The 23,621-nt window shown below is 75.5% G+C and carries 24 protein-coding genes; 14 read left to right on the top strand and 10 right to left on the bottom strand.

Features of this window, described 5'->3' with window-relative positions:
* The first annotated feature begins 8 nt into the window (after positions 1-8).
* Complete coding sequence (locus ACI78S_RS09220; RefSeq protein ID WP_456972430.1) at positions 9-494, top strand: dirigent protein; 486 nt, start codon at positions 9-11, stop codon at positions 492-494.
* Positions 495-501: 7 nt separating this feature from the next.
* Here ACI78S_RS09220 and ACI78S_RS09225 read toward each other — a convergent pair whose 3' ends face one another.
* Complete coding sequence (locus tag ACI78S_RS09225) at positions 502-2,238, bottom strand: class I adenylate-forming enzyme family protein (protein ID WP_456972432.1); 1,737 nt, start codon at positions 2,236-2,238, stop codon at positions 502-504.
* 71 nt (positions 2,239-2,309) lie between these two features.
* Here ACI78S_RS09225 and ACI78S_RS09230 point away from each other — a divergent pair, with 71 nt between their 5' ends.
* The gene (locus tag ACI78S_RS09230; protein WP_456972434.1) at positions 2,310-3,158 is read left to right on the top strand and encodes a patatin-like phospholipase family protein; all 849 of its coding nucleotides are present in this window, start codon (positions 2,310-2,312) and stop codon (positions 3,156-3,158) included.
* A 48-nt stretch (positions 3,159-3,206) separates the two neighbouring features.
* Here the strand turns inward: ACI78S_RS09230 and ACI78S_RS09235 are convergent, their stop codons facing one another.
* The 3 genes from ACI78S_RS09235 to ACI78S_RS09245 all read right to left on the bottom strand — a co-directional run bounded on the left by ACI78S_RS09235 (position 3,207) and on the right by ACI78S_RS09245 (position 6,406).
* Complete coding sequence (locus ACI78S_RS09235) at positions 3,207-4,796, bottom strand: long-chain-fatty-acid--CoA ligase (RefSeq protein WP_456972436.1); 1,590 nt, start codon at positions 4,794-4,796, stop codon at positions 3,207-3,209.
* Positions 4,797-4,860: 64 nt separating this feature from the next.
* Positions 4,861-5,727, bottom strand: a complete 867-nt coding sequence (locus ACI78S_RS09240; RefSeq protein WP_456972438.1) for a class I SAM-dependent methyltransferase — start codon at positions 5,725-5,727, stop codon at positions 4,861-4,863.
* A 31-nt stretch (positions 5,728-5,758) separates the two neighbouring features.
* Complete coding sequence (locus ACI78S_RS09245; protein ID WP_456972440.1) at positions 5,759-6,406, bottom strand: TetR/AcrR family transcriptional regulator; 648 nt, start codon at positions 6,404-6,406, stop codon at positions 5,759-5,761.
* A gap of 116 nt (positions 6,407-6,522) precedes the next feature.
* Between ACI78S_RS09245 and ACI78S_RS09250 the strand changes: the two genes are divergently transcribed.
* The 4 genes from ACI78S_RS09250 (at position 6,523) to ACI78S_RS09265 (ending at position 10,371) form a co-directional block, all read left to right on the top strand.
* Positions 6,523-7,743 carry an acyl-CoA dehydrogenase family protein gene (locus ACI78S_RS09250; protein WP_456972441.1) on the top strand — a complete coding sequence of 407 codons (1,221 nt, stop codon included), beginning with the start codon at positions 6,523-6,525 and terminating at the stop codon, positions 7,741-7,743.
* Positions 7,740-8,720, top strand: coding sequence for an acyl-CoA dehydrogenase family protein (locus ACI78S_RS09255; protein WP_456972443.1), 981 nt, complete (start codon positions 7,740-7,742; stop codon positions 8,718-8,720). The genes ACI78S_RS09250 and ACI78S_RS09255 overlap by 4 nt, the downstream gene beginning before the upstream one ends.
* A complete protein-coding gene (locus ACI78S_RS09260) occupies positions 8,717-9,604 on the top strand; it encodes an enoyl-CoA hydratase-related protein (protein ID WP_456972445.1) in 888 nt (295 codons plus the stop codon). The genes ACI78S_RS09255 and ACI78S_RS09260 overlap by 4 nt, the downstream gene beginning before the upstream one ends.
* A 98-nt stretch (positions 9,605-9,702) precedes the next feature.
* Positions 9,703-10,371 (top strand): hypothetical protein, encoded by a 669-nt coding sequence (locus tag ACI78S_RS09265; protein ID WP_456972447.1) that lies wholly within the window; start codon positions 9,703-9,705, stop codon positions 10,369-10,371.
* A 22-nt stretch (positions 10,372-10,393) separates the two neighbouring features.
* Here ACI78S_RS09265 and ACI78S_RS09270 read toward each other — a convergent pair whose 3' ends face one another.
* Together ACI78S_RS09270 and ACI78S_RS09275 are read right to left on the bottom strand one after the other, a co-directional pair.
* The gene (locus ACI78S_RS09270) at positions 10,394-11,791 is read right to left on the bottom strand and encodes a BTAD domain-containing putative transcriptional regulator (RefSeq protein WP_456972449.1); all 1,398 of its coding nucleotides are present in this window, start codon (positions 11,789-11,791) and stop codon (positions 10,394-10,396) included.
* A gap of 140 nt (positions 11,792-11,931) precedes the next feature.
* Complete coding sequence (locus ACI78S_RS09275) at positions 11,932-12,450, bottom strand: MarR family winged helix-turn-helix transcriptional regulator (protein WP_456972451.1); 519 nt, start codon at positions 12,448-12,450, stop codon at positions 11,932-11,934.
* Between the two features lie 92 nt (positions 12,451-12,542).
* Here ACI78S_RS09275 and ACI78S_RS09280 point away from each other — a divergent pair, with 92 nt between their 5' ends.
* The 8 genes from ACI78S_RS09280 to ACI78S_RS09315 all read left to right on the top strand — a co-directional run bounded on the left by ACI78S_RS09280 (position 12,543) and on the right by ACI78S_RS09315 (position 19,941).
* Entirely contained in the window at positions 12,543-13,106 is a 564-nt protein-coding gene (locus tag ACI78S_RS09280; protein WP_456972453.1) for a YceI family protein, read from the top strand.
* Between the two features lie 113 nt (positions 13,107-13,219).
* Positions 13,220-13,702, top strand: a complete 483-nt coding sequence (locus ACI78S_RS09285) for a MauE/DoxX family redox-associated membrane protein (RefSeq protein ID WP_456972455.1) — start codon at positions 13,220-13,222, stop codon at positions 13,700-13,702.
* Entirely contained in the window at positions 13,692-14,450 is a 759-nt protein-coding gene (locus ACI78S_RS09290; RefSeq protein ID WP_456972457.1) for a DsbA family protein, read from the top strand. The genes ACI78S_RS09285 and ACI78S_RS09290 overlap by 11 nt, the downstream gene beginning before the upstream one ends.
* Positions 14,451-14,496: 46 nt before the next feature.
* The gene (locus ACI78S_RS09295; protein ID WP_456972459.1) at positions 14,497-15,786 is read left to right on the top strand and encodes a DUF4232 domain-containing protein; all 1,290 of its coding nucleotides are present in this window, start codon (positions 14,497-14,499) and stop codon (positions 15,784-15,786) included.
* Positions 15,787-15,805: 19 nt separating this feature from the next.
* Positions 15,806-16,144 carry a hypothetical protein gene (locus tag ACI78S_RS09300; RefSeq protein WP_456972461.1) on the top strand — a complete coding sequence of 113 codons (339 nt, stop codon included), beginning with the start codon at positions 15,806-15,808 and terminating at the stop codon, positions 16,142-16,144.
* Positions 16,145-16,245: 101 nt separating this feature from the next.
* The gene (gene typA / locus ACI78S_RS09305) at positions 16,246-18,135 is read left to right on the top strand and encodes a translational GTPase TypA (RefSeq protein ID WP_456972463.1); all 1,890 of its coding nucleotides are present in this window, start codon (positions 16,246-16,248) and stop codon (positions 18,133-18,135) included.
* Positions 18,136-18,467: 332 nt separating this feature from the next.
* Positions 18,468-18,902 (top strand): DUF5994 family protein, encoded by a 435-nt coding sequence (locus ACI78S_RS09310; protein ID WP_456972465.1) that lies wholly within the window; start codon positions 18,468-18,470, stop codon positions 18,900-18,902.
* Between the two features lie 61 nt (positions 18,903-18,963).
* Positions 18,964-19,941, top strand: coding sequence for an NAD-dependent epimerase/dehydratase family protein (locus tag ACI78S_RS09315; protein ID WP_456972467.1), 978 nt, complete (start codon positions 18,964-18,966; stop codon positions 19,939-19,941).
* Here the strand turns inward: ACI78S_RS09315 and ACI78S_RS09320 are convergent.
* The 4 genes from ACI78S_RS09320 to ACI78S_RS09335 form a co-directional block, all read right to left on the bottom strand.
* Positions 19,923-20,879 (bottom strand): sulfite exporter TauE/SafE family protein, encoded by a 957-nt coding sequence (locus ACI78S_RS09320; protein WP_456972469.1) that lies wholly within the window; start codon positions 20,877-20,879, stop codon positions 19,923-19,925. The genes ACI78S_RS09315 and ACI78S_RS09320 overlap by 19 nt on opposite strands.
* Positions 20,880-21,272: 393 nt before the next feature.
* The gene (locus tag ACI78S_RS09325; RefSeq protein ID WP_456972471.1) at positions 21,273-22,274 is read right to left on the bottom strand and encodes an anion permease; all 1,002 of its coding nucleotides are present in this window, start codon (positions 22,272-22,274) and stop codon (positions 21,273-21,275) included.
* 6 nt (positions 22,275-22,280) lie between these two features.
* Entirely contained in the window at positions 22,281-22,898 is a 618-nt protein-coding gene (locus ACI78S_RS09330; protein WP_456972473.1) for a DUF47 domain-containing protein, read from the bottom strand.
* Positions 22,899-23,013: 115 nt separating this feature from the next.
* Positions 23,014-23,559 carry a sigma-70 family RNA polymerase sigma factor gene (locus ACI78S_RS09335; RefSeq protein WP_456972474.1) on the bottom strand — a complete coding sequence of 182 codons (546 nt, stop codon included), beginning with the start codon at positions 23,557-23,559 and terminating at the stop codon, positions 23,014-23,016.
* Positions 23,560-23,621 lie beyond the last annotated feature (62 nt).

Here is a 23,621-nt window from a genome sequence, read left to right on the forward strand (position 1 = left end):
AGACCGCCATGTCCCGCACCCGCCGCACCGTGCTCGCCCTGGCCGCCGTCACCGCCGGCGCCACCGTGCTCGTCACCGTTCCCGCCGGCGCCGACCAGACCCTGCGCCTCACCACGATCGCCTCGGGCAACACCGACCTCGACCTCGCGCCCGGGGAGCCCGGCCCCGGCGACACCCAGGTGTTGCACGACGAGGTCCGCGAGCGCGACGGCGGCCGCGTCGGCACCTCGGAGGGTTCGTGCACCGTCACCGGCTTCTCCGAGACCAGCCTGTCGGCCTACTGCTCGGTGACCGTGCTCTTCGACGACGGCTCGTCGCTGACCCTGCAGGGCGGCTTCGACGAGGACCCGGCGGTCGGGCCGACCGAGTTCCGCTGGGCCGTCACCGGCGGCACCGGTCGCCACCGCGGCGCGAGCGGCGAGGCGACCGGCACCTTCCGGGAGGAGCAGGTCGACGGGTTCGACGCCGTCGACCTCGAGATCCGGTTCCGCTGACCCCCGGCTACGCCGAGCTGGCCGCCCGTTCGCGGGCGGCCAGCTCGCGCTTGAGCACCTTGCCGGCGGCCGAGACGGGGATCGCGTCGATGAAGACGACGTCGCGCAGCCGCTTGTAGGGCACCACGCGCTCGTTCACCGCGGCCATCACCGACTCGGCGGTCAGCGCCTGCCCTGCCTCGTCGGCCCTGCGGACGACGTAGGCCACCGGCAGCTCCCCGGCCTCCTCGTCGGGGCGGCCGACCACCGCGGCGCCGGCCACCCCCGGCAGGCCGAACAGGATCTCCTCGAGCTCGCGCGGGAAGACGTTGTAGCCCTTGTAGAGCAGCATGTCCTTGGTCCGGTCGACGATCGACAGGTAGCCGTCCTCGTCGAGGACCCCGACGTCGCCGGAGTGGAACCAGCCGTCGGCGTCGATCGCCTCCGCCGTCGCCTCGGGCCGGTGCGTGTAGCCGCGCATCACCTGCGGGCCGCGGATGCACACCTCGCCGCGCTCGCCGGGCGGCAGCGGGGCGCCCCCACCCAGCGGCTGGATCGAGACCTCGGTGTCGAAGATCGGCACGCCGACGGTGCCGGCCTTGCGGGTGCCGGACACGAACGTCGGGTTGCCGGTGGCCATCATGGTCACCTCGGTCAGGCCGTAGCCCTCGCCGATGACGGCGTTCGGCAGCAGCGCCCGGAGCTTCTCGATGAGCGGCACCGGCAGCGGCGCGGCGCCGCTGGAGATCCCGCGCACGCTGGAGAGGTCGGCCGTCTCGATGCCCGGCACCTGCAGCAGGGCGACGAACACCGGCGGCGCCCCGCCGATGCTGGTGACCCGGTGCTTCACCGCGTCGGCCAGGTAGGCGGCCGGGTCGAAGCGCATGTGGATGACGACCGTCGTCCCGGCCAGCACCATGCCGTTGAGGTAGCCGATCGCGCCCATCGCGTGGAACCACGGCGTGAGGTTGACCAGCACCGCCGTCCCGAGCCGGGTGGGGAACTCCTCCTCGCTGCCCACCTGCTCGAGCGTCACGTCCCCGGCGTCGTCCAGGGCCGGCAGCGAGCCCGACGTCCAGCACGCCGACTGCAGCACGTTGGTGACGACGTTGCGGTGCAGCAGCTCCACGCCCTTGCTCACGCCGGTCGTGCCGCCGGTGTAGGCCAGGTGCGCGAGGTCGGCGCCGACGTCGACGCCGGCGTCGAGCTGCCGGTCGGTGGGGTCGCCGGCCAGCAGGTCGGCCAGGTCGACGTCGGTGCCGGCCAGGTCGGGCAGCCGGGCCGCGAAGTCGAGGATGTGTGCCTCGCCGGTGACGACCACGGTCTCGACCGGCGTGGCGGCCAGTGCCTCGCGGACGAAGGGCAGCACCTGGTCCCAGGTGACGACGACCTTCGCGCCGGCGTCGGTGAGCTGGGCGGCCAGGTCGGGCGCCGGCAGCAGCGGGTTGGTGGGGGAGAAGGTGGCCCCGGCCAGCAGGATCCCGTAGTACACCGCCGGGTACTGCCGGCAGTTCGGGATGTGCACCGCGACGACGTCGCCGCGGCCCACGCCGTGGTCGGCCAGCCAGTTCGCCACCGCGTGCGCGCGCCGGCCGAGCTCGGTGAACGTCAGCGGGACCTCGTGGTCGACGAAGGCGTCCCGGTCGCCCCACCGGCGGACCGCCGCGCGCAGGATCGAGCCCACCGGCACCTGCGGGTAGTCCAGCGACCGCGGCAGCCCGGGCGGCCAGCTGGCGGCGGTGGGCGCGGGCTGCGTGGCGGTCATGCGGGTCCTCTCCGATACGGGCAGGTACCGGCACGTTAGCGTGACGCAGGTCACGAGCGGGAGGGGGCGGGATGGGGGCGGAGCGGACGGCGCTGGTGCTCGGCGGCGGCGGCATCACCGGCATCGCGTGGGAGATCGGCGTGCTGGCCGGCCTGGCCGAGGCCGGGGTCGACCTCACCGGCGCCGACCTGGTCGTGGGCACCTCGGCCGGCTCGGTGGTGGGCGCGCAGGTGACCTGCGGCGGCGCTCCGGAGTTCCTCTTCGAGCGGCAGCTCGAGCCGCCGTCGGCCGAGCGCGTCGCGCGGATGACCCGCGCCGACCTGGCCCGGTACGGCTGGGCGATGCTGGCCAGCCGCGGGCGCGACGTCGAGTTCCGCCGCCGGGTCGGGGCGCTGGCCCTCCGGGCGGAGGCGGCCGGTCTCACCCCCACCGAGCAGGAGCGGCTCGACGTCATCGGCTCGCGGCTGCTGAGCACCGAGTGGCCGCGGCGGCGGCTGGTGGTCACCGCCGTCGACGCGCACACCGGCGAGTTCCGGCCGCTCGACCGCGACTCCGGCGTGCCGCTGGTGCGCGCGGTGGCGGCCTCCTGCGCGGTGCCCGGCGTCTACCCGCCGGTGACGATCGACGGGCGGCGCTACGTCGACGGCGGCATGCGCTCGGCGGCCAACGCCGACCTGGCGGAGGGCTGCGACCGGGTCGTCGTCCTGGCGCCGATCGCGCGGGGCGCCGGGCCCATGACCGGCGTCGACGCGCAGGTGCGCCGGCTGGGGGCGCGGGCCGCCGTCGTCACGCCCGACGAGGCGAGCCGCGCGGCGATCGGGCGGAACGTGCTCGACCCGGCCGCCCGGGCGCCGTCGGCGCGGGCCGGCCGCGCCCAGGCGAAGTCGGTGGTCGACCGGGTCGCCGCCGCCTGGGCGTGAGCGGAGTGCCAGGGGCGCGCTTTCCGCGCCCTCGCACTCCGCACCGGTTCACACGGCGGGTTCGGAGACGAGCGAGCCGGCCCGGTGCCGGGTGCGCAGCTCGGTCTTGAGGACCTTGCCGCTGGGGTTGCGCGGCAGCGGCCCGCCGATCGAGTACTGCCGCGGGTTCTTGTAGCCGGCCAGCCGCTCCCGGCACCACGCCGCGAGCTCGTCCGGCGTCGGCGGGTCGGCCGGGTCGCGGGGGGCGACGACGGCCAGCGGCGCCTCGCCGTACCGGGTGTCGGGGACGCCGATCAGCGCGACCTCGCCGACCTTCGGGTGCCCGGCCAGGACGTCCTCGACCTCGGCGCAGTAGATGTTCTCCCCGCCGGAGATGATCATGTCCTTCTTGCGGTCGACGACGTAGAAGTAGCCGTCCTCGTCCTGGCGCACGAGGTCGCCGGAGTGGAACCAGCCGCCGGCGAAGGCCTCGGCCGTCGCCTCCGGCTTGCCCCAGTACTCCTTCATGACCATCGGGCTGCGGTAGACGATCTCGCCGACCTGCCCGCGGGGGACGTCGTCCATCTGCTCGTCGACGACGCGCACCTCGACGTTGAGCATCGGCGTGCCCACCGAGCCGATCTTGCGCACCGAGTCCTCGCCGCGCAGGAAGCACGTGACCGGGCTGCACTCGGTCTGCCCGAACGCGGTGACGACCTCCGCCTGCGGGAAGGTGTCGATCATCGTGCGCAGCAGGGCGGTGGACGCCGGGGCGGCGCCCCAGGAGATGCGGCGCAGGTGCGACAGGTCGCGCGCGGCGATGTCGGGCACCGCCACCACGGCGGCCCACATGGCCGGCACGAGGAAGATGTTGGTGATCCGCTCGCGCTCGATCAGGTCGAGCGTGGCCACCGGGTCGAACCCGCCCGACCTGAGGATCACGTGGGTGCCGCCGAGCAGCAGCGGGGGCAGCCCGCCGGCGAGGCCGGCGATGTGGAACAGCGGCGCGCCGGGGCAGCCGACCCGGTCGCCGGGGTCGACGCCCAGGTGGGTGACCTGGCTGAACGCGTGCAGCAGCAGGTTGCGGTGGGTCAGCACCGCGCCCTTGGGCCGCCCCGTCGTCCCCGACGTGTACATGATGAACGCCGGCTGCTGCTCGTCGACGGCGATGTCCAGCGGTTCGGGGGACGCGGCGGCGACCGCGGCCTCGAACGGCTCGCTGCGCGGCCCCACCCGCGCCGAGCCGACGACCAGCACGGTGCGCACGGCGGGCGCCTGCTCCAGCGCCTTGGCCGCCACCTCCGCCAGCGGGTCGTCGACGACGAGCGCGGTCGCGCCGCTGTCGGCGAGCACGTAGGCCACCTCGTCGGCGACCAGCCGGAAGTTCACCGGGACGACGACCGCGCCCAGCCGGACCCCGGCCAGGTAGGACTCCCACACCTCCAGGCCGTTGAGCCCGAGGACGGCGACGCGGTCCCCGCTGCCCACCCCGCGCTCGGCCAGCGCCCGCGCCAGCCGGGTGACCCGCTCGTCCAGCTCGGCGTAGGTGCGCCCGCTCCGGTCGAAGCGCAGGGCGTTCGCGTCCGGCGTCGTGCGCGCCCACCGGGCCAGCTGGTCGGCCGTGGTCATGCCGCGGCCCTGCAGGACGGGAACGGTCATCGGTGCTCCTCACCGGCCGCCGGGGTGTGACCCGCGTCATGCTGGTGGCGAGGGAGCGGAACGGTCAACCCTGACCGCGTCGCGGCGGCGGCACCGGTCCGCGCCGGGCCGGGGTGCGGGCCGCGGCGCCCACCACGAGCGGGTTGAGCAGCACCGCGTCGAGCTCCGCGGCCTGGTCGCGCAGCCGCTGCTCGAAGGTCTCCGGCCCGATCTCCGCCGCGGTGGCCACCCCGGTGCGCTCGATCACCGGCAGCAGGCTGGTGACGTCCCCGCCGATGATCGAGTAGCCCAGCGCGCCGCCGCCCTGCTCGACGGGTGCGGCGGAGGTGAGCGTCGTCCGCGCGAGCCCGGCGGCGGTGAAGACGCCGGTCAGGCGCAGCGCCATGTCGACCGGGCGGCCCGCCCGCCGGAGCGTCTCGAGGAACCAGCCGTTGAAGGCGGTGAGCAGCGGCAGCTCCGGCAGCGCGCCGCGGGTGCCGAGGGCCACGTCGAGGAAGGCGACGACCCCGCCGGGCCGCACGAGGTCGGCCGCGAGCGCCACCAGGGCCACCGGGTCGTCGAGGTGGAGCAGGAGGAACCGGCCGACCACGGCGTCCAGCGGCTCCGTGGGACGCCAGCTGGCGACGTCGGCCTGCTCGAAGCGCACGTTGGCCAGGCCGGCGTCGGCAGCGCGGCGCCGGGCCAGCTCCAGCGGGCGCTCGGCGGCGTCCACCCCGACGACCGTGCCCATCGGCCCGACGCGCCGGGCGACCGCGAGGGTCACGTCGCCGGGACCGCAGCCGAGGTCGGCCACCGCCATCCCGGCCCGCAGGCCGGCGGCGTCCAGCCACTGCGCGGTGGCCGGGCCGTACAGCCGCGAGACCGCGGCCAGCCGGGCCATCTCCGCGTCGGCAGTGCCGAGCACGTACTCGTGCACGCCGGCCCGGTCCATCCCGCCATGCTGCCCGCGGGCGGGCCGGGCGTCACCTCCCGGGCGCCCCGTAGAGGTAGCGCCGGGCGAGCCGCTTCCAGAGAGCGACGTGGGGGTCCGTGGCGGGTGGCCGGTCCTCGAAGGCGTAGACGATCGCGACGCCCCGCATGCTCGTGAACAGCAGCTCGCACAGCTCCGCGTACAGCGGCGCCGCGGCGATCTCCGGGCCCCAGATCTCGTCGGCGACGGCCCGGATCGCCGCGCGCAGCCGCCGTTCCTGCGCGCGCAGCGCCACCCGCAGCTCGGCGTCGGTACGGGCGGCCACCCACAGCTCCATCGCGGCCCAGAACGGCGGCTCGTGGAAGGTCGCCCACATCAGGTCCAGCGCCCGGTCCACCCGGTCGGGCCCGGGGGGCTGGTCGGCCATGAGCGCGGCCGCCCGGTCCCGCAGCTCGGTCAGCCGGGTCGTGACCAGGTGCTCGGCCGCGGCGACCAGCAGCTCCCCGCGCGAGGGGAAGTGGTGCAGCAGCCGGCCCCGCGAGACGCCGGCGCGCGCCTGCACCGCCAGCGTCGAGGCGCCGGCGTAGCCGTCCTCGACCAGGCAGGTCACCGCCGCCTCGAGGATCAGCGCGCGGCTGTCGGCCGTGCGGCGGGCCCGCGCACCCCCGGGGGCGGGCGGGTCGGTCGGCGGCGCGGTCACCGCGCGAGCGTAGGGCCCGGCGGCCGCCCCCGGCACGCCGGCAGTCACCGTTGACCGTTCCGTCGGGCCGGTGCCAGGGTGAGCCGGGTCACCCCCACGGCGGAAGGGCGCGGCGCGTGGACTTCGACGACACCCCCGACGAGGCGGCCTACCGGGCGCACGTGCGCGCCGTGCTCGAGGAGCACGCCGGCGAGCTGCTGCACACCGCGCCGGGGGAGGAGGCGCCCGACGCCGCCCGCCACGAGGCCGGGATGCGCCGCACCCAGCGGGTCCTCGCCGAGGCGGGCCTGGTCGGGGTGACCTGGCCGCGCGAGCACGGCGGGCAGGGCGGCACGCTGGTCCAGCAGGCGATCGTGGCGCAGGAGCTGGCCCGCGCCCGGGTGCCCACGCTGATCAACCACATCGGGCTCGGCATGTGCGGCCCGACGGTGATCGCGCACGGCAGCGACGACCAGAAGCGGCGCTACCTGGCGCGGCTGCTGCGCGCCGACGACGTCTGGTGCCAGCTGTTCAGCGAGCCGGCCTCGGGCTCGGACCTGGCGGCGCTGCGCACCACCGCCGTCCGCGACGGCGACGACTGGGTGGTCAACGGCCAGAAGGTGTGGACGACGCTGGCGCACGTCGCCGACTTCGGGATCCTGCTCACCCGCACCGACCCGAGCCGCCCGAAGCACGCCGGGCTGACCATGTTCGTCGTCGACATGCACGCCCCGGGCGTCACCGTGCGGCCGCTGCGCCAGATGGCCGGCGGCGCCGGGTTCAACGAGGTCTTCCTCGACGACGTCCGCATCCCCGACGCCGAGCGGCTCGGCGAGCCGGGGGAGGGCTGGCGGGTGGCGCTCACCACGCTGATGAACGAGCGCTTCGCCATCGGCGGCGCCGGCACCGACCTGGGGCAGCCGGTGGAGGCGCTGGTGGCGCACGCCCGCGACCGGCTGCCCGGCCTGGACGCCGAGCGGCAGGCGCTCGCCCGGCAGGCGGTCGGCCGGGCCGTCGTCGCGGCGCTGGCCACGCGCTACACCGGTTACCGGCGGTTCACCACGCTCAGCCAGGGCGGCATCCCGGGGCCGGAGGCCAGCGCCGGCAAGCTCGCCGGCACCGCCGCGGCGAAGCTCGTGGCCGACGCCGGGGTGCGGCTGCTCGGCGAGGACGCGGTGTTCATGGCGACGGCCGACGGCGACGACACCTGGCAGCGGACCCAGGCCTACCTGCCCGGGCTGGCCATCGCCGGCGGCACCGACCAGGTGCTGCGCAACATCCTCGGCGAGCGGGTGCTGGGCCTGCCGCCGGAACCGCGCACCGACAAGACGGCGCCGTTCTCCGGGGGCCCGCGGTGAACTTCGACCTCGACACCGACCAGCGCGACGCGGCCGCCGCGGCGCGGGAGTTCTACACCGAGCAGGCCTCGCCGTCGGCCGCCCGCGACGCGCTCGAGTGCGGCCCCGTCCGCCCCGGGCACGAGGCGCTGGCCGAGATCGGCTTCCTCGGCATCACCGTGCCCGAGCCGGCCGGCGGGGCCGGGCGCGGGCTGCTCGACCTCGCCGTCGTGGCCGAGCAGGGCGGCGCCGTCCTGGCCGGCCCCTCGCTGGTCACGGCGGCCCGGGCCGCCGTCCTGCTCGCCGACGAGCCGGAGCTCGCGGCGCGGCTGGCCGACGGCTCCACCGCGTTCGCCGTCGTCGACGGGTCGGCCCCGGCGATCGACGCCGCCGGTGCCACGACCTTCCTCGCCCTGGACGGCGACGACCTGGTGGTGGGGGAGGGCGAGGCCACGCCGGGCACCGCGATGGACGCGACCCGCGGGCTGGCCAGGGTGCGGCTGACCTCGCGGCGGGTGCTGCGCTCCGGTGCCGGCGAGCTGTGGGCGCGGGCGCGGCAGGTCGGCGCGGTGGTGCTGGCGGCCGAGGACCTCGGCGCGGCCGACCGCGCGGTGGCCCTCGGCGTGGCCTACGCGCAGGAGCGCGAGGCCTTCGGCCGGCGGATCGGCTCCTACCAGGCCGTCAAGCACATGCTGGTCGACGCCTGGGTGGGGGTGGAGACGCTGCGCTCGCTGGTGTGGTGGGCGGCGTGGGCCGCCGACGCGGCGCCCGGCGAGCTGCCGCTGGCCGCCTCCGCCGCGAAGGCGCAGGCGGCCAGCGCGCTCGAGCGGGCCGCCGAGACGCTGATCCAGGTGCACGGCGGCATCGGGTTCACCTGGGAGCACGATGCCCACCTGTTCTGGCGGCGGGCGAAGGTCGACCGGCTGCTGCTCGGCGACGAGGCCGAGCACCTGGACGCCGTCGCCCGGCTGGCCGTGGCCGGGGCGCTGGGCGGGTGACGTACACCGAGGTGCGCTACGAGGTCGCCGACCGCGTCGCGACGATCACGTTGCACCGGCCGGAGGCGCGCAACGCCTTCACCGCGACGATGGCCGACGAGCTGGCGCGGGCCGCGGGCGCCGCCGACGCCGACGACGAGGTGCGGGTGGTCGTGGTGACCGGCGCGGGGTCGGCGTTCTGCGTCGGCGCCGACCTGTCCGGCGGGCGGGGCACGTTCGACAGCGCGCGGGTGGCGGACCGGCCGGCCGGGCCGATGAGCGGGACGATCGGCGGCGTCCCGCGCGACCGCGGCGGGGTGGTGTCGCTGGCCTTCGCCGCGCTGCGCAAGCCGGTGATCGCCGCCGTCAACGGCGTCGCGGTGGGCATCGGGGCGACGATGACGCTGCCGATGGACGTGCGCATCGCCGCGGAGTCGGCGCGCTTCGGCTTCCCGTTCGTCCGCCGCGGGATCCTCCCCGAGGCGGCGTCGGGCTGGTTCCTGCCGCGGGTGGTGGGCATCAGCCAGGCGGTCGAGTGGGTGGCCACCGGCCGGGTCTTCGACGCCGCCGAGGCGCTGCGCGGCGGGCTGGTCTCCCGCGTCGTCCCCGACGACGAGCTCCTGCCGGCCGCACGCGCGCTGGCCGCGGAGGTCGTCGAGAACACCTCGGGCGTGGCGGTGGCCGCCGCGCGCCGGCTGATGTGGTCGATGCTCGGGGCGCCGTCCCCGTGGGACTCCCACCGCCTGGAGTCGCAGGCGCTCATGGCCCTCGGCGCCGGCCCCGACGCCGCCGAGGGCGTGGCCTCGTTCCTCGAGAAGCGGCCCCCGGGGTTCACCGCCCCACCCGGCGACGCGGCCGGCATCCCGCCCTGGCCGCGCCCGCCGGACGACCTCCGCCCGGCCTGAGCCGGGGCCCGTCGCCGACTTCAGCGGTTCTTCAGCGCCCGGCGCGACCGTCCTCGCATCCGGAGCCGACCGGCTCCCGCCCGAGGAAGGCCCCCGCCATGACCCGCATCTCCCGCACCCTGGTCCGCACCGCCGTCCCGACCGCCGTGGTCGCCGCCGCCGTCGCGTTCGCCGGTCCCGCCTCCGCCACCGAGGTGCCGTTCAACGCCTACGACGACAACGGCAACGGCTACATCGACGCCTACGGCTTCGACGCGAACTACGACGGGTGGGAGGACACCTGGGCGTTCGACGCGAACGAGAACGGCTACGCCGAGCAGATCGCCGAGGACACCGACCTCGACGGCTACGCCGACACCTGGTCGTTCGACTCCGACGAGGACGGCCTCGTCGAGGAGGTCGGCGTCGACACCACCTACAACGGCGCGCCGGACGTGTGGGGCGTCGACGAGGACTACGACGGCTACGCCGACGTCCTCTACTACGACACCAACGACGACGGCTACGCCGACTACTACGAGGCCGCCTATGACACGGCCTACGCCTACACGACGGTGAGCTACGTGTTCGTCGAGGCCTACGGCTACACGTACTGGGAGGTCAGCTACGAGTACGGGTACAGCTACCTGGTCTCCGACGACGCCGGCGACGAGACCGCGAGCGGGATCGCCTCCCTGACCACGGGCCAGCCCGAGCAGGCGTTCTCGACGACGCCGGACGGCGCCGCGGTGGTGGCCGACACCCTGGCGGGCCTGCTCGGGTTTTGACCGGACCCGTGCCCCGCGACGTTCAGACCGACGCCAGCCCGAGAGCCCGGGCCCGGACCGCCAGCTCCGGGACCCGGGCCGGGCCGTCGCCCACCCCCAGCTTCCGGCAGAGGTCGTCGAGGACGGCGGCCACGTCCTCGACCGGCAGCGCCAGCGCCTCGGCGAGCAGCTCCTCCGGCCGCCCCGCGCGGAACGCCCCGGCGGGAGCGGCGAGGACGGCGGCGAGGACCTCGGCCTCTCGCGCCGGCAGCTCGCGGAGCACCGCGAGCGGGGCGTCGAGGGTGACCACCGAGGACTCCTCGGCCGGCGGCGCGGCCCGGCTCGACGAGCGGAACAGCAGCGGGGTCTCGCCGATCCGCACCACCGCCCCGTCGCGCAGCAACCGGCGCCCGCGCACCTGCCGACCGTCGACCAGCGAGCCGTTGCGCGACCCGTCCACCAGCACCCAGCCCAGCCGGCACCACTCCAGCCGGGCGTGGGCCCGCGACACCTCCCGGTCCCAGCCGAGGGTCACCTGGTTGCCGGGGGCGCGGCCGATCGTCACCGGCGACCGGGCGGCGTCGAGGACGACGACCTGCTGCTCGCCGGCCGCGTCCCGGTAGAGCAGGAACGGCCGGCTCTCCCGCTCGACGCCCCGCAGGTCCTCGGTGGCCAGCACCGCCCGCTCCAGGTCGCGCAGCTCCGGCCCCGGATCGGCGCCGAGCTCCTCGCTGAGCACCCGGCGGCCCGCGCGGAGCACGGCCAGGGCGTCGCCCGCCCGCCCGCTGCGGTAGAGCGCCAGCACCAGCAGGGCCCGCAGGTGCTCGTGCAGCGGTGCCGCGGCCACCAGGTCGGCGAGCTCGGGCACCACCTCCGCGTGCCGGCCCAGGGCCAGGTGCGCCTCCATCCGCGTGCCGACCGCGGCCAGCCGGTCCTCCTCCAGCGCGGCCAGCTCCGCCTGCAGCCCGGGCTCGTCGGCCAGGTCGGCCAGCGCGGAACCGCGCCACAGGCCGAGCGCCTCGTCGAGTGCGGCGACCGCCGCGCCGGGCCGGCTCCCGCGCAGCGCCGCCCGGCCGCGCTCGACCGCGGCGCGGAAGCGCAGCAGGTCGAGCCGGTCCGGCGGCACCTCCAGGGCGTAGCCGGGTTCGCGGCGGACGACGGTCAGCCCGCTGCCGCCGGCGGTGAGCAGCTTGCGCAGGGTCGAGACGTGCACCTGCAGGGTGTTGCGGACCTTGTCGTTGGCCTCCTCGCCCCACAGCAGGTCGACCAGCCGGTCGGCCGACACGGTGCGCCCGCCCGCGAGCAGCAGGGCGGCCAGCAGCAGCCGCTGCTTGCGCCCGCCGAGGGGCAGCGGCCCGCCGCCGGCGTGCACCTCGAGCGGCCCGAGCACCCGGCACTCGACGAGGGTCGCGGCATCGGGGGCGGCGGTCACGGCGGGCATGGTGCCACCTGGAGCGGCGGATCGGCCCCGGATCGCGCCCCCCGCCCGCCCGGGGGCTGCAGCGATGCCGGCGGCTGTCGACCCGCGGTGGGATCGCGCCGCCGGAGAACCACCCGCACCCGGCTCCCGGTGGCGTCCGGCTAGAAGGTGAAGGCGCCCGCGGGGGGGTCGAGGTGGCGCAGCAGCGTCTCGCCGAGGTCGCGCATCGCGGCCACCTGCTCGGGGGAGAGCTGGTCGAACAGGTGCGTGCGCACGCTCTCCACGTGCACCGGCGCGGCGGCCTCCAGCGCGGCGAACCCCTCGTCGGTGAGCACGGCGAGCAGGCCGCGGCCGTCGTCGGGGCAGACCTCCCGGCGCACCCAGCCGCGCTCCTCGAGCCGCGACACCGCGTGCGAGAGGCGGCTGCGGGAGGACAGGCACCGGTCGGCCAGCTGGCTCATCCGCAGCCGCCGCTCGGGCGCCTCCGACAGCGCCACGAGGATCTCGTAGTAGGCGTGCGAGATCCCGGTGGCGTGGGTGAGCTCGCGGTCGAGCCGGTCCTGCAGCAGCATCGAGCTGAACAGCCAGGCACGCCAGGCCTTCTGCTCCTCGGCGTCGAGCCAGCGGGGCGCGCTCACCGCGGCGCCCGGCTGTGAGGAAGGCGACACCTGCGTGGTCATGCCTCCAGGGTACTGGCGGAATAGTCAAGCTCTCAACTACGCTGAGGCCGGGCAGAAGGTACAACGCTCAACCACTCTGAGGAGCACTTCCGATGACCAGCACCCAGACCACCCAGATCCCCGGCTACGTCGTCGGCACCTGGGACATCGACGCGTCGCACTCGACCGTCGGCTTCTCCGTCCGCCACATGATGGTCAGCAAGGTGCGGGGCTACTTCCGCGAGTTCTCCGGCGAGATCGTGACCGCCGAGGACCCGGCGCAGTCCACCGTGACCGCCACCATCGACCTGGGTTCGATCGACACCCGTCAGGAGCAGCGTGACGCGCACATCCGCTCCGCCGACTTCTTCGACGTCGAGAACCACCCGCAGATGACCTTCCGGTCCACCGCCGTCCGCACCGACGGCGCCGACTGGTTCATCGACGGCGAGCTGTCCCTCAAGGGCAACACCAAGCCGGTCACCCTGGCCCTGGAGCTCAACGGCTTCGGCCCGGACGCCTACGGCGGCTACCGCGCCGGCTTCTCGGGCAAGACCGAGATCAACCGCAACGACTTCGGCGTCGACATCAAGATGCCGATGGACGGCGGCGGCGTCGTCGTCGGCGACAAGGTGAGCGTCGAGCTCGAGATCGAGGCCGTGCTCCGCAAGGCCTGATCGCCGCAGACCTCCCGAAGGGCCCCGGGTTCTCCCGGGGCCCTTCGTCGTCCCCAGCCGGTTCACGGCCGGCTCCCGGGAACTCCCCGGGGTCCGCGGCCGACAGTGGGGTCGTGAGGTCCGTCGTGCCCTGGTCCGCCACCGCGGCCCGGCTGCTGCTGGGCGGCGTCCTGCTCGTCGCCGGCGCGCTGAAGCTCCCCGACCCGGCCGCTGCGGTGCGCGCGGTGCGCGCCTACCGGCTGCTGCCCGAGCCGCTCGTCGCGCCGGTCGCCTTCGGCCTGCCCGTGGTGGAGGTCGCCGTCGGGCTGGCCCTGCTGGCGGGCGTGTTCGTGCGCACCGCCGCGATCGCCGCCGCCGTGCTGCTCGCCGTCTTCACCGCCGCCGTGGCCTCCGCCTGGGCCCGCGGGCTGCGGATCGACTGCGGCTGCTTCGGCGGCGGGGGCGAGGTGGCCGCGGACGGCACCGCGTACCCCGCGGAGGTGCTGCGCGACGGCGCGCTGCTCCTCGTCGCCCTCGCGCTCGCCCGGTGGCCCCGCTCGCGGCTGGCCCTGGGCGGTCGCCCGCTCCCCGAGGAGGAACCCGCCCGTGTCCCGTGACGCCGCCCGCGCGGCCGCCCGCCGCCGCATCGCCGAGAAGCGGGCCGCCGAGGCCGCCGCCCGCGTCCGCGCGCAGCGCCGCCGGCGCCTGCTCGGCGGGCTCGTCGCCGCCGCGCTGGTCGCCGTGGCCGTCGTCGTCACCGTCGTCGTCCAGGGCCACCGCACGGCGACCGCCGCCGACGCGCCGGTGCCGGCCCACACCACCGACGACGGGACCGCCGTCGCCGTCGGCTCCGCCGACGCGCCGGTGACCGTGGACGTCTACGAGGACTTCCAGTGCCCGGTCTGCAAGACCTTCGAGGAGGAGTCGGGGGCCACGCTGGCGTCGCTGGTCGCCGACGGCACCGTGCGGCTGCGCTACCACGGCATGGCGTTCCTGGACACGAGCGCGAACGACGACTACTCCACCCGCGCCCTCAACGCCGCCGCGGTCGTCCTCGACGCCGCCGGCCCCGACGCGTTCCGGGCCTTCCACGACCTGCTCTTCGCCGACCAGCCGGCCGAGGGCGGCCCGGGCCTGACCGACGAGCAGCTGGTGGAGCACGCCGCCGAGGCCGGCGCGAGCGGCGCCGAGGTCGAGCGGGCCATCGGCGACCTCGCCTACGGCGACTGGGTGCAGCGGGTCACCGACGCGGCCTCGCGGGACGGCGTCACCGGCACCCCGACCGTCCTCGTCGACGGCGAGCAGCTCGCCGACCTCTCCGCCGACGCGCTGAGCGCCGCCGTCTCCGCCGCCGCGCGGGGCTGAGCGGGCAGGATCCGTCCGGAGGGGTTCCGGACGGCGGGGGAGACGGGTGGCGCGGGGGCGGTGGCGGTCGACGCCGTACGTGCTGCTCGCCGGCGGCTTCCTGGTCATGCTGCTGGCCGGCTCCGCCGCCGGGCGGTACTCGCCCGGCTGGTTCGACCCCGGCGACCCCCTGCCGTGCGGCTGCTCGCCGGAGGAGGCGGCCTCGGCGCGCGCGTCGCTGTGGATCTGGGTCGCCGCCGGCGCGGTGGGCGCGCTCGCCGGGACGCTGCTGCTCGTCCGGCGGCTGGACCCGGCGCCGCGGCGTCCGGCGGGTCCGCTGCCCACCGCCGCGCACGCGCTGCTCGCGGGGATGGTGGGCTTCGTCGTCCCCGTGGTGCTGTTCCTGCCGGTGGTCTTCCTGCTGCTCGTCGGGGACCACCTCGTCCCGCTCGCCGCCCTCGGGGCGTGGCTCGTCCACGCCGCGGCGGTCGCCGGCGCGGACCGGGGGGTCGGTGCGGAGTGGTCGTCGCCGCGCCGGTCGTGGCTGACCGGCCTCGCGGCGGGGGCGCTCGGGTCGGGCGCCGCGTGGGCGGTGCTGCTGGCCTGGCCGACGGCGCGGAACGCGGTGCCCGCCGTCGTCGACGCGGCGGTCGTCGCGCTGACCGTGCTGGCCGCGCGCACCCTGCTCGCCCCGCGCGGCGGCGGCAGCCGGGCCGGCCGCGTGGTCGGGACGGTTGCTGCCGCGGGAGCGGTCGCGCTGGTCGTCGTCGCCGTCCTGGCCCCCGCCGCGCTGCTGCCGCGTCCGGAGCCCGTCGTCGCGGCGGGTCCGGTTCCAGCGGTGCCGACGACCGAGCCGCCGGTCGCGCCCCCGACCGGCGCTGCGCCCGCGCCGGCGACCACGCCCCCGCCGGTCGAGGCGGAGGTGCCGTGCGACCCGGCCGACCTGCGCTTCGCGGTGACCGGCTGGGACGCCGCGATGGGCGCCCGATCCGCCGCGGTCGAGGCGACCAACACCGGGACGCGACCGTGCTGGGTGGCAGGCGTGCCCGTGGTGACGCTGCTGCAGGGCGGCCGGCCGCTGGCGCTGACCGTCGAGGAGGGGCGGACCGCCGACGGCTCCCCACCGGTCGTCCAGCGGGTCGGCCTCGCGCCGGGCGGGCACGCCTACGCGCTGCTGGACTGGCGCACCTACGCCGGCTGGGCGGACGCGGAGACCCCGCAGTCGGTGACCGTCGCGCTCGCCCCCGGCGCGCCCGCGGTCGACGTCCCGGTCGCCGGCGGGCACGGTCCGGCGCCGTTCGACATCGCCGACGGCGGCACGTGGGGCATCGCGCCCTGGGCGCCGCCCTGGAACTGAGCGCGGGGACACTGGCGGCATGGCCGTCTCCTCGCCGACCCGCACCCGCTTCCCGTCCTCGGCGCTCGTGGCCGTCGGCCTCGCCGCGGGCTTCGGCGTCGCGCAGGGCACGGGTGTGCGGGCCCTCGGGGGCGCGCTGCTGGCGGTCTGCGGGGTGGGCGCCGCCGCGCTGTGGGTCCGCCGGCGCGGCTGGGCGGTCGCCGCGGGGCTGGGGCTGCTGTACCTGGGCGCCTTCGTGCTCGCCCACGTGCTGGCCCTCGGGGTGGGGCTGAACTCCTGGCTGGCGGTGGCGTTGGTCACGATCACCGCCGCCGGGGTGACGTACGCCGTGGCCGACCGGGACGCCGTCCGCGGCTGAGCCCCTACAGTGGGAAGGTCGCCGCCCCGGCGACCGTTGCACGAGATGCCGCGCGCGCAGACGCCGGCGGCGTCCCCGAACCCCCTGAGGTGCCCTCCCGCATGCCCACCCGCGACGACCTGCGCAACGTGGCGATCATCGCCCACGTCGACCACGGCAAGACCACCCTGGTCGACGCCCTCCTCCGCCAGGCCGGCGCGCTCGGCCGCGCCAAGGGCGAGGGCACGGACGCGGACACCACGCAGGACCGCGTCATGGACTCGATGGACCTCGAGCGCGAGCGCGGCATCACCATCCTCGCCAAGAACACCGCCATCCGGCTGGCCGACGAGGACGGCAACCCGGTCACGGTGAACATCGTCGACACCCCCGGCCACGCCGACTTCGGCGGCGAGGTCGAGCGCGGCCTGTCGATGGTCGACGGCGTCGTCCTGCTCGTCGACGCCTCCGAGGGCCCGCTGCCGCAGACCCGCTTCGTGCTGCGCAAGGCGCTCGGCCAGCGCAAGCCGGTGATCCTCGTGGTCAACAAGACCGACCGCTCCGACGCCCGCATCGCCGAGGTCGTCGACGAGACCTACGAGCTGTTCATGGAGCTGCTCGAGGACAACGGCCTGGGCGAGGAGGCGCTGGAGTTCCCGATCGTCTACTCCAACGGCAAGACCGGCCAGGCGTCGCTGACCCGCCCGGCCGACGGCACCTCGCCGGACAGCCCCGACCTCGCGCCGCTGGTAAAGACGCTGCTGGAGACCATCCCGGCGCCCACCTACGACGCCGAGGAGCCGCTGCGCGCCCAGGTCACCAACCTCGACGCCTCGCCCTACCTCGGCCGGCTGGCGCTACTGCGCATCCACTCCGGCACGCTCAAGAACGGCCAGCAGGTCGCCTGGTGCAGGACCGACGGCACGATCTCGCGGGTCAAGATCACCGAGCTGCTCATGACCGAGGGGCTCACCCGCACGCCGGCCGAGAGCGCCGGCCCCGGCGACCTCGTGGCCATCGCCGGCATCGAGGACGTCATGATCGGCGACACGCTCGCCGATCCCGAGGACCCGCGCCCGCTCCCGCCGCTGACCGTCGACGAGCCGTCGATCTCGATCACCATCGGCATCAACACCTCGCCGATCTCCGGCCGCTCCGGCAAGAAGCTCACCGCCCGGCTGATCAAGAACCGCCTCGACCAGGAGCTGGTCGGCAACGTGTCGGTGCGCATGCTGCCCACCGACCGCCCCGACACCTGGGAGATGCAGGGCCGCGGCGAGCTGGCGCTGGCCATCCTGGTCGAGCAGCTGCGCCGGGAGGAGTTCGAGCTCACCGTCGGCCGGCCGCAGGTGGTCACCAAGGAGATCGACGGCAAGCTGCACGAGCCGATGGAGCGGGTCACCATCGACACCCCCGGCGAGTACGTCGGCACGCTGACCCAGGCGCTGGCCGCCCGCAAGGGCCGCATGGAGAACCTGGTGCACCACGACACCGGCTGGGCGCGGCTGGAGTACGTCGTCCCCTCGCGCGGCCTGATCGGGTTCCGCACCGAGTTCCTCACCGAGACCCGCGGCACCGGCGTCCTCAACCACAACCTGGAGGGCTACGAGCCCTGGCAGGGCGAGATGCGCGCCCGGCCGACCGGCTCCCTGGTGGCCGACCGGCAGGGCGTGGCGACGTCGTACGCGATGTTCTCGCTGCAGGAGCGCGGCCAGCTCATGGTCGCCCCGGGCACCGAGGTGTACGAGGGCATGATCGTCGGCGAGAACTCCCGCCCCGACGACATGGACGTCAACATCACCAAGGAGAAGAAGCTCACCAACATGCGGTCCTCGACCGCCGAGGAGCTCGAGCGCCTGGTGCCGCCGAGGATCCTCAACCTGGAGCAGGCGCTGGAGTTCTGCGCCGAGGACGAGTGCGTCGAGGTCACCCCGGCCGCCGTCCGCATCCGCAAGGTGATCCTCGACCAGAACGAGCGCGGCAAGGCCAAGAACCGCAAGCCCAAGGCCTGACCCGCGGCCGAGAAGGCAGTTCGTGCACGGCTCGGCGGCGTGTCCGCGCGTGTCTCGTGCACCGACCGCCATCTCGCCCTGCCGAGCGCTGCGCGGCGGCCGCGCCGGGCGGACGTGGCCGTCCGGTCACGGTTCGTCGCGACGGGCCGGACCGGTCCGCCACGCCGCCCGGGCCCTGCCGCTGACCTGCGGACACGCCGCCCTACGTTCAGATCGGACCCGTCCGCGGAGCGGGTCGACGGTCGAGCGAGGAGAGGCGGCGCGAGCGCCAGATGACGATCACACGGACGGCCCTCGGCAGGAACGGTTTCCGGGGCGGGATCGACGTCCGGGTGAGTCTGCGCCACGACGCCGGGACGGCGAGCGACTCGGCCTTCGACGGCGCCTGGTGGCCGCGCGGGTACGACCTCACCGTCGAGCTGCCCGAGCTGATCGCCGAGCTCGGCCGCCGCGGCGTGCGCGTCGAGCGGTTCACGTACTCGCTCGAGGCCTGGGAGCAGATCCCGCGCAAGATCGCCGTCCTCGGCCGGGTCATCCGCACCGGCGGGTTCCGCAGCATGGACCGCCAGGTGGTCTGCATCAGCTGGGAGGGCGGCGCGAAGCGGGCCGACCTGCTCGTCGTCCCGCCGGAGACCGACGTCGTCACCGGGGCCCGGGCCCTGCGGCTGTGCACCCGGCGCGGGCTGCCCCGCTCGCCGCAGATGGTGCTCGCCGCGGCGCGGGCCACCCCGATCCCGCAGGTCCCGGAGCTGACGCCGGCGAGCTGACCGGCTGCGCCCTGGGCGAACCGGCTGGACGGCGGCGGGGCGGCTCGGCTGGGGTGGGGGCATGCGGCTCCTCGTCCTCGGTGGCACCCACTTCCTCGGCCGGCACGTGGTCACGGCGGCGCTCGAGCGCGGCCACGAGGTCGCCACGTTCACCCGCGGCGTCTCCGGGGCCCCGCCCGAGGGCGTGCGGGCGCTGCACGGCGACCGCGACGACCCCGGTGCCCTGCCGCGCGCCCTCGACGGCTGGCGGCCCGAGCTCGTCGTCGACACCTCGTGCCAGACCCGGGCCGCGGCCCGGCACGCCGCCGCGGCGCTGTCCGGCGTCGCCGGCTACGCCTTCGTCAGCAGCCTCAACGCCTACTCGACCTGGCCGCCCGGTCCGATCGGCCGCGAGGACGACGAGCCGACCTGGGACACCGACGACGACGGGTACGGGCCCAGCAAGGCCGCCGCCGAGCGGGTTCTGGGCGCGGCCCTCGGCGACCACTTCCTCACCGCCCGCGCGGGGCTGATCGTCGGGCCGCACGACCCGCTGTACCGGCTGGGCTGGTGGCTGGACCGGATCGCCCGCGGCGGCCGCGTCGTCGTGCCCGCGGAGGGCCTGGACCAGCCGATGGCCGCGGTCGACGCCCGCGACCTGGCCGGCTGGCTGGTGGAGGTCGCCGAGCAGGGCCGGGGCGGCGCGGTCAACGCGACCGGACCGGCCGGGATGACCACGTTCGGCGGCGTGCTCGAGCTGTGCCGGGAGGTCACCGGCGGGGACGCCGAGTGGGCCCCGGTGCCCGAGGCCGAGCTGCTCGCCGCCGGCGTCGAGCCCTGGCAGCACCTGCCGTTCTGGCTGCCCGCCGACGTCGCGGCGACCGCGTGGGACGTCGACACGACCCGGGCGCGCGAGCTCGGCCTGCCGAGCCGGCCGCTGCGCGAGTCGGTGGCCGACACCTGGGCCTGGATGCAGCGCAGCGCCCGGCCGGAACCACCGTCCGGCCGGGCGCTGCCCGGGCTACCGCTGGAGCTCGAGGCTCAGCTGCTGGACCGCTGAGCGGTCGGCTCCGCCTCCTCGACGGCGATCTTCCGCTCCGCCTCCGCGGCGATCGCGTCGGCCGACTCCACCGCGCGGTCCTTGCGGTACTCGCGGAAGGAGTGCACGACGGCCGCGGCCCAGACCGCGTAGAGCAGGGCGTACACCGCGTACCGGACGGGGTCGGAGGCGTCGATCCAGTCGCTTTTGAGCAGGGTCCGGGTGTTGGTGATCACGATGACGCCGCCGACCAGGGAGCCGAGCAGGCGCGGCGGGATGTGCCGCACCAGCCAGGCCGCGATCGGCGCGGCGATCAGGCCGCCGAGCAGGAGGCCCACCACCCAGGTGACGTTGATGTCCTCGTCGCCGAGGGCGAACAGGAAGCCGAGGCTGGCCGCGACGGCGACCAGGAACTCCGAGGTGTCGATCGAGCCGATCACCTTGCGCGGCTCCATCCGGCCGCTGGCCAGCAGCGCCGGCGTGCCCACCGGCCCCCAGCCGCCACCGCCGGTGGAGTCGACGAAACCGGCCACCAGGCCCAGCGGGGCGAGGAAGCGCTTGCGCACCGGCTTGCCCAGGTGCCGGCGGTCCAGGCCGCGGAAGGTGAAGCGGATCAGCAGGTACGCGCCGAGCGCCAGGAGGATCAGCGACATCACCGGCGCGGCCACCTCGGTGGAGAGGTTCGACAGCACGGTCGCGCCGGCGAAGGCGCCGATCGCGCCGGGCACGCCCACCTTGGCGACGACCTTCCAGTCGACGTTGCCGAACTTCCAGTGGGACAGGCCGGACGCGAGGGTGGTGCCGATCTCGGCGAGGTGCACGGTGGCCGACGCAGCGGCCGGGTTGGTGCCGATGGCCAGCAGCAGCGTCGTCGAGGTGACGCCGTAGGCCATGCCCAGGCTGCCGTCGACGAGCTGGGCGCCGAGGCCCACGAGGGCGAGGAGGACGAGGGTCTTCACGGGGCGGGACTCCGAGGGGTCGCGCGGGCACGACCGTGCGCCGCGGCGGGACGGGGGAGGGGAGAGGCGCCGGTGGGGCGCCGGAGTCAGCGGCCCCGACAGGCCGCGGTGCAGACCCGCAACAGGTCGACGTGGATCCGCCCCACCAGCAGAACCGCCGTCGCCGTCACGAGAGGTATGTCTACCAGATCGATCGAGTAAGGCCACCCCCCAGTCCTGGTGGGTGGGACGGCGGCCGATCAGCCGACGACGAGGCCGGCGGTTCCGCGGTGTTGCCCGTTCTCCTGCGCTGCTGCACCACCGCGAGACCGTGGGGAGAACCGCAGGAGCGCGCGTCCGGCACCGCTCCCGGAGGCGAGCTCGTCCCTCAGGGGTGCTCCACCGGGCGGCGTGTCAGCCGACGACGAGGTCGGTCAGGAAGTAGGCGGCCGCCGCCACGGCCCCGGCGGCGGGCAGCGTGACGATCCACGCGATGACGATGTTGCCGGCGACGCCCCAGCGCACCGCCGAGAGCCGGCGGGTGGCGCCGACGCCCATGATCGAGGTGGTCGTGATGTGCGTCGTCGACACCGGGACGGCGAACACCGTCGCCGTCGTCACCATGACGCTGGAGGCGACGGTCTGGGCGGCGAAGCCCCCGGCGGGGGTGAGCTGGATGATCCGCCGGCCCATCGTGCGCATGATGCGGAAGCCGCCGGCGTACGTGCCGGCGCTGATGGCCGCGGCCGCGGCCAGCACCACCCAGAACGGCACGGTGAAGTCGTCGATCTCGCCGGCGGTGAACAGCGCCAGCGTCATGATGCCCATCGTCTTCTGGGCGTCCTGCATGCCGTGGCCGAGCGCCATGGTGGCCGAGCTGAAGATCTGCGCCGTCTTGAACCCGCGGTTGGCCCGGGTGACGTTGGCGTTCCGGAACAGCCACAGGATCGTGAGCATGAACAGGTAGCCCAGCCCGAAGCCCACCATCGGGGAGACGATCATCGGGACGACGACCTTGTCGAAGACCCCGAGCCACTGCACGGTGTGGGCGGCGGCGATCGCGGCGCCGACCAGCCCGCCGATCAGCGCGTGCGACGAGGACGACGGCAGCCCGAACCACCAGGTGATGAGGTTCCAGGTGATCGCGCCGACCAGCGCCGCGAAGACGATCTCCAGCCCCTCGCTGCCCTGCGGCGCGTCGATGATGCCCGCGCCGACGGTCTTGGCCACCTCGGTGGAGAGCAGGGCGCCGACCAGGTTCATCACCGCGGCCAGGGCGAGGGCGACCCGCGGGGTGAGCGCCTTGGTGGAGACGGCGACGGCGATCGCGTTCGCCGCGTCGTGGAAGCCGTTGGTGTAGTCGAAGGCCAGCGCCACCACGATGATGACGATCAGCGCGACGAAGGCCGCGTCCATCGGAGGTCAGGACTCCTTGACGGCGATCGTCTCGACCACGTTGGCGACGTGCTCGAAGGCGTCGGCGGCCTCCTCGAGCTGGTCGGCCACCTCCTTGAGCTTCAGGATCTCCAGCGCGTCGAACTCGCCGCTGTAGAGGCGCGAGATCAGCCGCCGGTACAGCTTGTCCGCCTCGTTCTCGATGCGGTTGACCTCGATCCAGTAGTCGGCGAGGTCCTTCATGGTGCGCAGCCGGGGCATGGCCTCGGCGGTGGTCTGCGCGGCCCGCTGCAGCAGCGCGGTCTGCTGGCTCATCTCCGGGGGCAGGGTGCCCAGCCCGGTGAGGATCACCAGGTCGGCGGCCGCCTCGACGAAGTCCATGACGTCGTCGAGGTCGCTGGCGAGGTTGTAGATGTCCTCGCGGTCGAACGGCGTGACGAAGCTGGTGTTGAGCTGCCGGAAGATCGCGTGGGTGGACTGGTCGCCGGTGTGCTCGAGGTCGCGCAGCTGCTGGGCCAGCTCGTCCCGACGGGCGTGGTCGTGGATGAACTCGCTCAGGACGTTGGTGGCCGCCACGAGGTTCTCCGCCGAGGCGGTGAACAGCGGGTAGAAGCTCGAGTCCTTGGGGGACAGGCTGAAGGGCACGCGGGGCTCCGGGTGAGGCGGGCAGGTGGGGCCACCGATCGCCGTCCTGGCGGGTCCGCGGCCTCGGGGAGCATAGGTGCCCGGTGTTGGCCCCGTGTTCACCTGCCGGTCACGGTCAGCCGCGCGCGGCGTCGTCCTCCTCGGCCAGCCCGTCGACCAGGTCGGCCCGGGCGCGGGCCACGCGCGAGCGGATGGTGCCGATCGGGCACCCGGCCACCTCGGCCGCCTCCGCGTAGGGCAGGCCCAGCAGCTGCGTGAGCACGAAGGCCTCGCGGCGGTCGGCGTCGAGCCGGGACAGCAGGTCGCTGACCACGGCGCCCTCGCCGACGCGGTCGGCCCCGTCGCCGGCGGCCAGCGCCTCCAGGTCGGCGTCCTCCCGCACCAGGGTCAGCCGGCGCCGGCGGCGGGAGCGGACGGCGTCGGCGCACACCCGGCGGGCGATCGACAGCAGCCAGGTGCGCAGCGAGGAGCGGCCCTCGAAGCGGTGCAGCGAACCGAAGGCCCGCAGGTAGGTCTCCTGCGTCAGGTCGTCGGCCGACTGGGGGTCGCCCAGGGCCGCGCACAGCCGCCAGACGTCGGACTGGGTGGCGCGCACGAGCGCGGCCGCGGCGACCGGGTCCCCGTTCGCGGCGTCGGCCGCCACCCGCTCGAGCTCGTCCACGTCCCCATCTTCGCCGCGCGCATGGCGGAAACCCGGGAACTCCCGCACTTCGGGGAGCGACC

Source organism: Geodermatophilus sp. SYSU D00815, from assembly GCF_054050035.1.